The following is an 11,879-nucleotide window of genomic DNA, read 5'->3' as shown; positions in this document are numbered from 1 at the left end:
CAGGGTGGGAGCCTTGCGGGGCCCGGCGAGGGCGGCACGGCCGTGGCCTGTTGGCACTGTCGAACGGAGCGGCACCGTCGCCCGCCGGTCCGTGCGGGGTGGAGTGACCGGTGTGGTCAAAGGGCCTTTCAGGGGCGGGAGTTGAAGCGTCTCGCTGAGTGCGAGGCCCGGCGGCAACCGGCGGTAAGTCGTCAACACGCAGTACACAGGCAGTACTTGGGGTTTCGTCGGTGTGCGATCACAGTCGGGTACCGGTGCGGGGGATGGCGGGTCGGCCGGGCGGTTCCGGGGTAAAGAAATAGCAGGCGGGTGGCGGGTGGAGAGCGGGCCGGGCGTTCGGTCGCGTGTTCCGGGTGGCCGCGTGCCGCTCGTCGGCCGTCGGTCCGCGCCTCAACCTGTGTGCATCTGCAATCGGCCAAGTGCACGTGCAGCTGCAGGTGCACTCGTCGCAGGCCGTGACCGAGAACGGATGAGCAATTTCCGGTTCTGCTCGACCCGTTGGCGAGCGATCAGTAGCCTCGGCTCGAACACCGGCTCGCCTACGCCTTGGAGACACGATGGATCGACCCGCCTGGGCCCCGCCGGGCATCGACACCTCGAAGCCCAGCGTGTCCCGTATGTACGACTTCTACCTGGGCGGATCGCATAATTTCGAGGTGGACCGGCAAGCGGCCCGCCAGGCCATGGAGTTCATGCCCGGACTTCCCAAGGTGATGCAGGCGAACCGTGCGTTCATGAGGCGAGCGGTGCGATTCGCCATCGAGTCGGGAATCACGCAGTTCCTCGATATCGGCTCCGGTATTCCCACCTTCGGAAACGTTCACGAAGTGGTGCAGGCGGCAAATCCCCGGGCAAAGGTCGTATACGTCGACCACGACCCGGTGGCGGTCGAGCACAGCCGGGCCGTACTCACCGGGAACGAGTCGGCGGGCGTGGTCGCCGCCGACCTGCGCACCCCGCAGGAGATCCTCAACAGCCCTGAGGTGAAAGCCCTGTTGGACCTGGAGCAGCCGGTGGCGCTGCTCCTCGTCGCTATCCTGCACTTCGTGGAGGACGCGGACGATCCGTACGCCGTGGTGGCCGAACTGCGCGACGCGCTCGCGCCCGGCAGCCTGCTCGTGCTCACGCATGCCTCGTACGACGGTGTGCCGCAGCAGGAGCAGGCGGCCGGCACGGTCGGGGTCTACCGGAACACCCGCAACCCGCTGGTCATGCGCACGCGCGACGAGATCGCGCGCTTCTTCGAGGGGTACGACATGGTCGAGCCAGGGCTCGTACAGATGCCGCACTGGCGGCCCGAGACGCCGCCGGAGCTGGAGGACCCCTTCGCCTTCTCCGGGTACGCGGGTGTGGGGCGCACGGCGTGACCGAGCAGAGCGCGGCGCCGGACGGGCCCGAGGGAAGACTGCGCAGATTCGCCACCATATGGAGCCGGGCGGTCTTCCCCGTCACGGCGACCTCGCTGAGCCGCGGCGAGCTGGAACAGCAACTGGTGCCGCTGGCCCGGCGGTTGCGGGACGCGCTCGCCGCCCGTTGCTTCACCGCCGCCGAGGGGCAGGCCGTCGGCGCCGCCCTGATCGGCGCGCACTGCACGGACCCGGACGCGCTCAGCCGCACCCTCGACGTGGTCGACGCCTACCTGGTCCTTTACTGCGGCAGCGAGGACGACCCGCGCGGCAAGGACGCACTCAGGTCGCGCTGTTCGCGCCTCCAGCACGCCGTCGCCGCCGGGTTCGCGCAGGCCCTCAGGGAGCGCACCCTCGCCGAGCAGGAGGCCATCTCGCGGGCCGCCCTCGACGCCCGGCACGCCGTCGCCGAAGCCCTGCACGCCAGCGAGGCCCGCTTCCGCGCCGTCTTCGAGGGCGCCGCCATCGGTATCGGCATCGCCGACCTCGACGGCACCGTGCTCCAGGTCAACGACACCCTCACCCGGATGTTCGGCGGCGGCCTCGGACAGCAGATCCGGGGCCGCAACCTCAGCGACTGGACCCACCCCGACGACGCCCCGCAGGTCTGGCGCCTCTACGAGGAGCTGGTCCGCGGCGAGCGCGAGCACTACCGCGTCGAGAAGCCGTACTACCGCCACGACGGCACCGCCCTTTGGACCAACCTCACCGTGTCCCTGCTGCGCGACGCCGAGGGCCGGCCGCAGTACCAGCTCGCGCTGATGGAGGACACCACCGAGCGCCGGCTGCTCAACCTGCGCCTGCGGTACGAGGCGACGCACGACGCGCTCACCGGACTGCCCAACCGCACCCTGTTCTTCGAACGCCTGGAGAAGGCGCTCGCCGCGGGCGAGGGCAAGCGGTTCGGCCTGTGCTACCTCGACCTCGACGGCTTCAAGGCCATCAACGACAGCCTCGGCCACGCGGCCGGCGACCGGCTCCTCGTCGAGGTCGCGGACCGGCTCCAGTCGTGCGCGACCGCACCGGGCGAGATGGTCGCCCGGCTCGGCGGCGACGAGTTCGTGGCGCTCACCACCGGCACCGACACCGAGCGCGAGGTCGACGACCTCGCCGGGCGCATCCTGTCCATGCTGGCCATCCCCGTACGCATCGAGGGCCGCGAGATCACCGTGCGCGGCTCCATCGGCATCGTCGAAGGGCCCGCGGGCGAACGCAGCCCCGCCGAGGTGCTGCGCAGCGCCGACATCACCATGTACCGGGCCAAGTCCGCGGGCGGCAACCGCTTCGAGCTGGCCGACCCCGAGGTCGACGCGCGCACCATCACCCGGCACGGGCTGACCACCGCGCTGCCCGCGGCGCTGGCGCGCGGCGAGTTCTTCATCGAGTACCAGCCCCTTGTGCACCTCGCGGACGGGTCGGTGAGCGGGGCCGAGGCGCTGGTGCGCTGGACGCATCCGCAGCACGGGGTGCTCGGGCCTGACCGGTTCATCCCGCTCGCCGAGCACACCGGCCTCATCGTGCCGCTCGGCCGCTGGGTCCTCGAGGAGGCCGTACGCCAGGCTCACGAATGGCAGCAGCGGCACGCGGACGCCGGTCCGCTGCGGATCAACGTCAACCTCTCCCCGGTCCAGCTGCACCACCCGCACCTCGTCGCCGACACGGTGGAGGTCCTTGAGCGGGTCGGGCTCGAACCGGGTGCGCTCTGCCTCGAGGTCACCGAGTCGGCGCTGATCGGCGCGGACGACGACCTGCTGAAGCCGCTGCGGCGCCTTGCCGAGATGGGCGTCGACATCGCCCTCGACGACTTCGGTACGGGGTACTCGAACCTGGCGAATCTGCGGCGCCTGCCGGTGAGTGTGCTGAAGCTGGACCGGTCCTTCACGCAGGGCATGCAGCGGTATCCGGTCGACCCGGTGGACCTGAAGATCGTCGAGGGAGTCGTCTCCCTCGCCCACAGTCTTGACCTGTCGGTCACGGTCGAGGGCGTGGAGACCGGGGCTCAGGCGGAGCAGTTGCGGGATCTTGGGTGCGATACGGCTCAGGGGTGGTATTACGCGCGGCCCGGTCCGCCGGAGCGGTTGCATACGTTGGCGATGGTCGACGCGACGGGTTGAGCTTCCAGGGGGCGTTGCCCCCTGCTTCCCCTTTTGCCTCCCGGCTGTGGGGCCCTCCCTCTCCCCCCTGTGGGCAGCTGGTCCGCCAGGGGCGATGGGGGTCCCCCCTGCTCGAGCGAAGTCGAGAGCTTGGGGGAGGGTGGGCACAGCCCCACGGTGCCGAGTGCGATGTACGTACGCGTGCACCGGTGCGGGTCGGTGGGGGCTGGTCGCGCAGTTCCCTGCGCCCCTGGAAGGCCGGCTGCGCCTGGCCTTGCGCAGTTCCCCGCGCCCCTGAAGGGGCACACCTCAGCCGGAGACGTTCGTCTCCACCAGCATCCGCTGCAACTCCCGCGCAGCCCTGGGCGGAGCCACATCGCTGCGGTGGGCCAGGGCGATCGTGCGGTGGAGGCCCGGGCGGGTGAGCGGGGTGACGCGGAGGTCGCGGCCCGCTCGGGTGGCGACCATGCGCGGGACCACCGCCACCCCCAGGCCCGCGCGCACAAACCCGAGGACCGCGTCCATCTCCCCGCCCTCCACCGCGAAGTCCGGCTCAAAGCCCGCCGTACGGCACGCCGCGACCGTGAGTTCGCGCAGGTCGTAGCCGTGCCGGAACATCACGAGGCGTTCGCGCTGCAGGTCCGCCACCCGTACCGAACGTCCCCGCGCCCCCGGCGCCGGCGCGTCCGGTGACGAGACCACCACCAGGTCCTCGCGCAGCAGCTCAAGCGTCGTCAGGGCGGGGGAGGGGGACGGCAGCGGCAGGACGACGAGGGCCAGGTCGAGGGCGCCGCGAGCGAGTTCGCGTACGAGATCGTGGGAGCCGCCCTCCTCGATCAGCAGGCGGATGCCCGGATAGCGGTCGTGGAAGGCGCGTAGGACGTCCGGAAGCAGACCTGTGCAGAGAGAGGGCGTCGCGCCCAGGCGGACCCGGCCGCGCTCCAGGCGTCCCAGCTCCTGCACCTCCTGCCGCGCCGTGTCCGCGTCCGCGAGGATGCGCCGGGCGAGCGGCAGCAGGGTCTCGCCCGCGTCCGTGAGCGCGATGTTGCCCCGCGCCCGGCTGAACAGCTCGGCGCCCAACTCCCGTTCCAGCGCCCGGATCTGCTGTGACAGCGAGGGCTGCGCCACGTGCACCTGCTCGGCGGCACGGGTGAAGTGCCTGGTCTCGGCCACCGCGACAAAGTATTGGAGCTGCTGCAACTGCATACCCCGCAGCGTACAAGCTCGATAGGTAATGGCTATGGAAACGAGGTGGTCAATGTCTTGGACCTCTGAGGCCTTAGGCCCGTAGCGTCTTGCGTCATGGCTCTGGCAACGCGGACGGACCGACGGCCGTCCATGCCCCGCACCATCTGGGACAGCTCCGTCGGCAAGAAGACCGTGATGGCCGTCAGCGGCATCGTCATGCTGCTCTACCTGGTCGCCCACATGATCGGGAACCTCAAGATCTTCTTCGGGCCCGAGGACATCAACCAGTACGCCCACTGGCTGCGCACCATGGGCGCGCCCGTGCTGCACCACGAGTGGGCGCTGTGGCTCGTGCGGATCGTGCTCGTGCTCGCCGTCGTGGCGCACGCGACCTCCGCGTACCAGCTCAGCCGCCGCGACATCAAGGCGCGGCCGAGCAAGTACGTGCACAAGAAGGCCAAGTCCAGCTACGCGACGCGGACCATGCGCTGGGGCGGGATCATCCTCGGCCTGTTCATCGTCTGGCACATCCTCGACCTGACCACCGGCACCGTGCACCCCGGCGGATTCGAGCACCTGCACCCGTACCAGAACATCATCGACACGTTCTCGACCTGGTACGGCAACGTCATCTACATCGTCGCGGTGGTCGCCCTCGGCTTCCATGTGCGGCACGGATTCTGGAGCGCCGCGCAGACCCTCGGCGTCGGCAGCGCCACCCGCGACCGCGTCCTGAGGGCCGTCGCCGACGTACTCGCCGTACTGCTCACGCTCGGCTTCGTCGCCGTGCCCGTGGGCGTCATGACCGGAGTGGTGAGCTGAATGAAGACCCCTGATTCTCACGGTTCCTACGGCTCGTACGCCGACTACACCACCGGCGATCCGGTCGTCGACGCCAAGGCGCCCGCAGGGCCGATCGCCGAGCGCTGGGACACCCGCCGCTTCGAGGCCAAGCTGGTCAACCCCGCCAACCGCCGCAAGCACACCGTGATCGTCGTCGGCACCGGCCTCGCGGGCGGCAGCGCCGGGGCCACGCTCGCCGAACAGGGCTACCACGTCGTGCAGTTCTGCTACCAGGACTCCCCGCGCCGCGCCCACTCCATCGCCGCGCAGGGCGGCATCAACGCCGCGAAGAACTACCGCAACGACGGCGACTCCGTGCACCGCCTCTTCTACGACACGGTCAAGGGCGGCGACTTCCGCGCCCGCGAGTCCAATGTGCACCGGCTCGCGCAGATCTCCGTCGAGATCATCGACCAGTGCGTCGCACAGGGTGTGCCCTTCGCGCGCGAGTACGGCGGTCTGCTCGACACCCGTTCCTTCGGCGGCGTGCAGGTGTCCCGTACCTTCTACGCGCGCGGCCAGACCGGTCAGCAACTGCTGCTCGGCGCCTACCAGGCCCTGTCCCGCCAAGTCGCCGCGGGCAACGTGGAGTTGCACCCCCGTACGGAGATGCTGGATGTCATCGTCGTGGACGGCCGGGCCCGTGGCATCGTCGCCCGCGACCTGATCACCGGCAAGGTCGAGACGTACTTCGCGGACGCCGTGGTGCTCGCCTCCGGCGGCTACGGCAACGTCTTCTACCTCTCCACCAACGCCATGAACTCCAACGCGACGGCGGTCTGGCGGGCCCACCGCAGGGGCGCGTACTTCGCCAACCCGTGCTTCACCCAGATCCACCCCACCTGCATCCCGCGCACCGGCGACCACCAGTCGAAGCTGACGCTGATGTCGGAGTCCCTGCGCAACGACGGCCGCATCTGGGTGCCCAAGGCAAAGGGCGACGACCGCCCGCCGAACAAGATCCCCGAGGACGAGCGCGACTACTACCTGGAGCGCATCTACCCGTCCTTCGGCAACCTCGTACCCCGCGACATCGCATCGCGCGCCGCGAAGAACGTCTGCGACGAGGGCAAGGGCGTGGGGCCGGGAGGCCAGGGCGTCTATCTCGACTTCGCGGACGCCATCGCGCGCATGGGCAAGAAGGCCGTCGAGGAGAAGTACGGCAACCTCTTCGACATGTACGCGCGGATCACCGCCGAGAACCCGTACGAGACGCCGATGCGGATCTACCCCGCCGTGCACTACACGATGGGCGGACTCTGGGTCGACTACGACCTGCAGACCACCGTGCCCGGCCTGTTCGCCGTCGGAGAGGCCAACTTCTCCGACCACGGCGCGAACCGCCTCGGTGCCAGCGCGTTGATGCAAGGGCTGGCCGACGGCTACTTCGTCCTCCCCTCCACCATCAACGACTACCTCGCGCGCAACCCGGTGGGAGGCGAGGTCGACTCCCAACACCCCGTCGTACGCGAGGTGTTGGCGGAGACCGAGGAGCGTCTCGCCCGTCTCCTCGCGGTCGACGGCGACCGCACACCCGACTCCTTCCACCGTGAACTCGGCGAACTCATGTGGGAGTTCTGCGGCATGGCCCGTACCGAGGAAGGGCTGCGCAAGGCGCTCGACCGGATCCCGCAGATCAGGGACGAGTTCTGGCGCCGCATCAAGGTCCCCGGCGTCGGCGAGGAGTTCAACCAGTCCCTGGAGAAGGCCAACCGCATCGTCGACTACCTGGAGCTCGCCGAGCTCATGTGCCTCGACGCCCTGCACCGCGCCGAGTCCTGCGGCGGCCACTTCCGGGAGGAGTCCCAGACCCCCGACGGCGAGGCCGAACGCCGCGACGAGGACTTCTCGTACGCGGCGGCCTGGGAGTTCACGGGTACGGGCGAGGCCCCGGCCCTGCACAAGGAAGACCTCGTCTTCGAGTACGTCCACCCCACTCAGCGGAGCTACGCATGAAGCTCACCCTGCGCGTCTGGCGCCAGAAGAACGCCGACGCCGACGGCGGCATGTCCACGTACGAGGTGGACGGCATCTCGCAGGACATGTCGTTCCTGGAGATGCTCGACACCCTCAACGAGGAACTCATCCTGCGCGGCGACGACCCGGTCGCCTTCGACCACGACTGCCGCGAAGGCATCTGCGGCGCCTGCTCGTTGGTGATCAACGGCGACGCGCACGGGCCCGAGCGCACGACGACCTGCCAGCTGCACATGCGGTCGTTCCGGGACGGCGACACGATCGACATCGAGCCGTGGCGGGCCGCCGCGTTCCCGGTGGTCAAGGACCTGGTGGTGGACCGCTCCGCGTTCGACCGCATCATCCAGGCCGGCGGATACGTGTCCGTGCCCACCGGCGCGGCCCCGGAAGCCCACGCCACCCCGGTCCCCAAGGCGGACGCCGACGCGGCCTTCGAGCACGCCGAGTGCATCGGCTGCGGCGCCTGCGTCGCGGCCTGCCCCAACGGCTCGGCGATGCTGTTCACTTCGGCCAAGGTGAACCACTTGAACGTCCTTCCGCAGGGCGCCCCCGAGCGCGAGACCCGCGTCCTCGACATGGTCGGCCAGATGGACGACGAGGGCTTCGGCGGCTGCACCCTCACCGGCGAATGCGCCACGGCCTGCCCGAAGGGCATCCCGCTGCCGTCGATCGCGGCGATGAACAGGGAGTGGTTGCGGGCTACGCGGAAGGTTTCTCGGGGCTGAGGCGACACCGCGCGCCTGGCTGAGCGGCTGCGGCGCGCGCGGTGAACACGGAGAGCGGTGACGGCGGGTGAGGCTGCTGTCACTGCTCTCTGTTAGTTTTTTCCGCAAAGATCACATGCGATCCAGCGCGCTGGCTGCGGGGATCGCGTATCGGGGGGTGCGGAAGCATGGAGGGAAGCGGCTATCGCGTCCAGCAGGGCGGGATGGATGACCAGGCCCAGAAGCTGGACGCGGCGGGTGATGACGTCGGCGCGATCGCCAGGGCGGTCAAGGACACGGCGTGCTACGGCAATGACGTCCTGGGCGGCTCCGACGCGGGCCCCGCGTACAACAACTTCGCCGGTGACTGGCAGGCCGAGGCGAAGGTTCTGGAGAGCGCACTCCACGAGCTGGCCGACAAGATCCGTACGTCCAAGGCGAATTACCGTGGCGCCGAGAACGCCGCCATCCGCGACATGAGTGCGGCGGGCGGAGAGGACATGACCACGATGCCGGCCCCCGCCGGATCACTGCCCGGCCCCGGCTACCGGACGATGCCGGCGCCCGCGGGCGATCTGCCCGCGCCCGGCTACCGCACGATGCCCGCACCGGGCGAGGCGCCCAGGACGCTGTCCGACTTCGACTGAACTCGGACCTTGAGGTGGTGCTTCGGTGAACACCGCCCTGCTCCATAGCCGTTCACATTCCCGTCCACTCCGATATCCGCCGGAGGCAGCACGACCATGCCCGAAGCAGGCGAATCCACCACCGACCGCAGACAGAGACTCACCGAGTACCTCGGAGAAGTCCTGACCGCGGACGACAAGAACGACCTCATCGAGATCATCAACCTTGCGCTGAGCGTCTCACCTCCGGTCGGCGACCCCGCCGTTCTCGAAGGGCTCGCCAGGACGTACCGCAGACAGGTCGACGACATCGCCGACGTGCAGCGGCGGGTACGGCACGTGGCCGACACCGGGATCCCGGACGCGTGGGTCGGCAGTACCGGGGGTCTGGCGGCAGAAGTGGTGATGGCCGCAGCCGACTCCGCCGACGCGATGGAGCAGGCCTTCGAGGCCGCCGCGAAGGCCCTGATGCATCTCGCCGACGAACTCACGGCGGCGCAGAGCCAGGACAAGCGTGGCCGCGAGCAACTGCGGGACGCGCTCGGCATGTTGGGCGGGGAGGACGGCTTCTTCGACGACCTGGTGGAGAAGGACGCCGAGGAGGCGGAGCGGCTGCGGGCCCGCAGCGTCGCCGGCAATGGGGTGTCCAACCTGCGCTCGGCGGCCGAGACCGCCGACGACGCCGCCCGCGCGGCGGCGCGAGACCTGAACAAGCTTGCCTCCGAGGCGCGGGCGGGGCAGATGAAGACGGACAGCATCTCCGCCGCGGACAAGCTGCTACTGGCCGACACTTCCGCCGGCGACCCGGCGGACGATCCTGCCGAATGGAACGAACTGCTCACCGCGAACGACCTGGAGAGGTCGGGGCGGGCGATGGAGCGCATGAACGCGCGTGACCAGGCGAAGATGGAGGAAATGCTGGCTGAGGCCGGCAGCCCCCAGGAACGGGCCTACCTGATGAAGGCTCTGGCAGCCGGGCACGACCTCAAGGAGGTCGAGGGCTTCCGGGACAAGATCCACGACAAGGACCCGGACTGGCTGCGACGGCACTTGACGCCGGTGACGACGGCCGGGGACAGCATGAGGGACGACGGTCGGGTCCCTTCCGGTGGCTACAAGGGCGCCAACGCGAACTCGGACGAGCAGTGGTTCCACGACGCGAAGTGGGAGCAGGAAGGCAATACGTGCGTGCCATCCTCCGTCGTGACCGGGCGTGCCATGGTCGACCCCGTCTATGCCCTTGGGCTCACAGGCGGCCGTGACGGAAAGGAGGACGACGCTGACGCGTTCACCGAAAGGCTGCGGCGCGAGCAGCTGCGGCTGCACGAGGAGGGCGACGGTCTCAACGAGTACGAATTCCCCTTCGGTGGCGACACTCCGGCAGGGATGGCACCAGAGGGTGGGGCGACCATCGCCAACAAGGAGATCAGCCCGCACACGGGTGGTGAGTACGCCTATCAGGAGACGGGCAGCGCCAACGCCCGACGGGACGTACTGCCGGACATCGAGAAATCGGTGGCCGAAGGAAGGCCCGTGCCCATCACGCTGGACGGGCCGGACACGGACGAGGGACACGCAGTGATGATCATCGGCCAGGAGGGCGACATGCTGCAGGTCTACAACCCCTGGGGGCACACCACTTGGGTCAGCGAGGACGACTTCGTCCACGGCCGTATGGACAAGGCGGCCAACAGCACGCTGCCGGACGCCACAGGCGTTCACGTACCCGCCGAGTGACCGAGGAACGAAGGTCAGCCATGCGCAAGGCGCTCGCCACTGCTCTGCTGCTCCCGACGGCCGCGGTGGCTCTTACCGGCTGCGGGCTGTTCGGCCCGACGACGTACGAACCCGAAGAACGAGCGGCCATCGAAGTGGACGCCGGCGAGGAGTTCACCCTTTCCGTACCGGCGAATCCCGCGATCGCCGAGTACTGGTACCTGGTGAAACCGCATCCCGACCGAGACGTCGTCGAGCGTGTGGGGAAGCGTCTGGAGACCGAGCCGAGCGACCCGGATGTCATCGGTGACGGTGACGGCACCCTGTACTTCGACTTCAAGGGCGTCAGACCGGGGACCACGGAGATCAAGCTGCTCCACTGTCCGGCCGTGGTGTGTACAGGCACGAAGGACAACCCGGAGCCGCACCCCACATCCTCGATGTACGCCCCCGTACCCACAGCCACCGGAACCCCCGGCAACGACCCCGCGTACTTCATCTACAAGGTCACCGTCCGATGACCGGAACGGAGCGCCCGTGAATCCCGTCGAACGTCCGCAGAAGACCGATGACGAGTCCGCCCGCGTCGATGTGGCGATGCTCTTCCGCTACGGTCTGGGCGCTCACGGGCCGCACCGTGCTGCGTTGTTCGGAGAGGGCGCCGTGGGAGCTGCGGTGCTGCTGGACCGCATGGGGGTGCTGCCCCGGTCCGTGGCGTTTCTCGGCAAGACCGTTCGTGCGGGCGGTGTGGGATACGCGGCCCGGCTGCCGGAGTTGTTGCCCGGCCGCGAGGCCACCGAACTCGTCCGGGGCTGGCTGGAGTCGGCGGCGCAGGTGGCGCAACCGGTCGAGGGGGATGAGGTCGTCGCGCGGTGGCTGGAGTCCGTCGCGGAGTTGATCGGCCTGCGGCGTACGGCACGGGAACGGGTGGGGCGTTGAGTGCACGGTCGGCTCGGATCCACAGGCGCCTGGCCGTTGCCCTCGTACTGCCGGTCGCTGCTGTCTCGCTGACGGGGTGCGGGTTGTTCGGGCCCGCGTCGTACGAGGCGACCGATCGGGCCGTCGAGGTCGACGTGGGGGAGGAGTTCGAGTTGGAGTTGCCGGCGGGGGTTTCGCGGGGGCAGAGCTGGTCGCTGGTGGACCCGCGGCCCGACCGTGATGTCGTCCGCCTCGTCAGCAAGGAGCGGGAATTCGGGGACAGCGGGGACAACGACGGCGGGGACGGCAGCACCCAGCACTTCACGTTCCGCGGGTTGGAGCCCGGCACCACGAAGGTGAGGTTCCTGTACTGCGTCAACGGCCACTGTGGGGGAGAGGGCATAGGTG

The 11,879-nt window shown here is 69.4% G+C and carries 11 protein-coding genes; 10 read left to right on the top strand and 1 reads right to left on the bottom strand.

Features of this window, described 5'->3' with window-relative positions; all coding sequences use genetic code 11:
* The first annotated feature begins 557 nt into the window (after positions 1–557).
* Positions 558–1,367, top strand: coding sequence for an SAM-dependent methyltransferase (locus GUY60_RS25355; RefSeq protein WP_161701745.1), 810 nt, complete (start codon positions 558–560; stop codon positions 1,365–1,367).
* Entirely contained in the window at positions 1,364–3,520 is a 2,157-nt protein-coding gene (locus GUY60_RS25350) for a putative bifunctional diguanylate cyclase/phosphodiesterase (protein ID WP_161701743.1), read from the top strand. The genes GUY60_RS25355 and GUY60_RS25350 overlap by 4 nt, the downstream gene beginning before the upstream one ends.
* Before the next feature lie 288 nt (positions 3,521–3,808).
* Here GUY60_RS25350 and GUY60_RS25345 read toward each other — a convergent pair whose 3' ends face one another.
* The gene (locus GUY60_RS25345; RefSeq protein WP_161701741.1) at positions 3,809–4,705 is read right to left on the bottom strand and encodes a LysR family transcriptional regulator; all 897 of its coding nucleotides are present in this window, start codon (positions 4,703–4,705) and stop codon (positions 3,809–3,811) included.
* A 132-nt stretch (positions 4,706–4,837) separates the two neighbouring features.
* Here GUY60_RS25345 and GUY60_RS25340 point away from each other — a divergent pair, with 132 nt between their 5' ends.
* From GUY60_RS25340 to GUY60_RS25305, 8 genes are all read left to right on the top strand, one after another.
* A complete protein-coding gene (locus GUY60_RS25340; protein ID WP_187370125.1) occupies positions 4,838–5,509 on the top strand; it encodes a succinate dehydrogenase in 672 nt (223 codons plus the stop codon).
* The gene (locus GUY60_RS25335) at positions 5,510–7,486 is read left to right on the top strand and encodes a fumarate reductase/succinate dehydrogenase flavoprotein subunit (RefSeq protein ID WP_161701738.1); all 1,977 of its coding nucleotides are present in this window, start codon (positions 5,510–5,512) and stop codon (positions 7,484–7,486) included.
* Complete coding sequence (locus tag GUY60_RS25330; protein WP_161701736.1) at positions 7,483–8,232, top strand: succinate dehydrogenase/fumarate reductase iron-sulfur subunit; 750 nt, start codon at positions 7,483–7,485, stop codon at positions 8,230–8,232. Before GUY60_RS25335 ends, GUY60_RS25330 begins: the two co-directional genes overlap by 4 nt.
* 167 nt (positions 8,233–8,399) lie before the next feature.
* Positions 8,400–8,858, top strand: coding sequence for a WXG100 family type VII secretion target (locus GUY60_RS25325; protein WP_161701734.1), 459 nt, complete (start codon positions 8,400–8,402; stop codon positions 8,856–8,858).
* A 96-nt stretch (positions 8,859–8,954) separates the two neighbouring features.
* Complete coding sequence (locus tag GUY60_RS25320) at positions 8,955–10,574, top strand: peptidoglycan-binding protein (RefSeq protein WP_161701732.1); 1,620 nt, start codon at positions 8,955–8,957, stop codon at positions 10,572–10,574.
* 20 nt (positions 10,575–10,594) lie between these two features.
* Positions 10,595–11,074, top strand: a complete 480-nt coding sequence (locus tag GUY60_RS25315) for a protease inhibitor I42 family protein (RefSeq protein ID WP_161701730.1) — start codon at positions 10,595–10,597, stop codon at positions 11,072–11,074.
* 16 nt (positions 11,075–11,090) lie between these two features.
* Positions 11,091–11,492, top strand: coding sequence for a hypothetical protein (locus GUY60_RS25310; protein ID WP_161701728.1), 402 nt, complete (start codon positions 11,091–11,093; stop codon positions 11,490–11,492).
* 83 nt (positions 11,493–11,575) lie between these two features.
* Positions 11,576–11,879, top strand: a 304-nt coding sequence (locus GUY60_RS25305; protein ID WP_161701726.1) for a protease inhibitor I42 family protein, incomplete at its 3' end; no start/stop codon positions are given.

It is taken from the genome of Streptomyces boluensis, from assembly GCF_009908195.1.
GTDB classification, from domain to species: Bacteria; Actinomycetota; Actinomycetes; order Streptomycetales; family Streptomycetaceae; genus Streptomyces; species Streptomyces boluensis.
The sequence above is the reverse complement of the archived record's forward strand: the minus strand, read 5'-3'. Positions and strand labels throughout refer to the sequence as shown.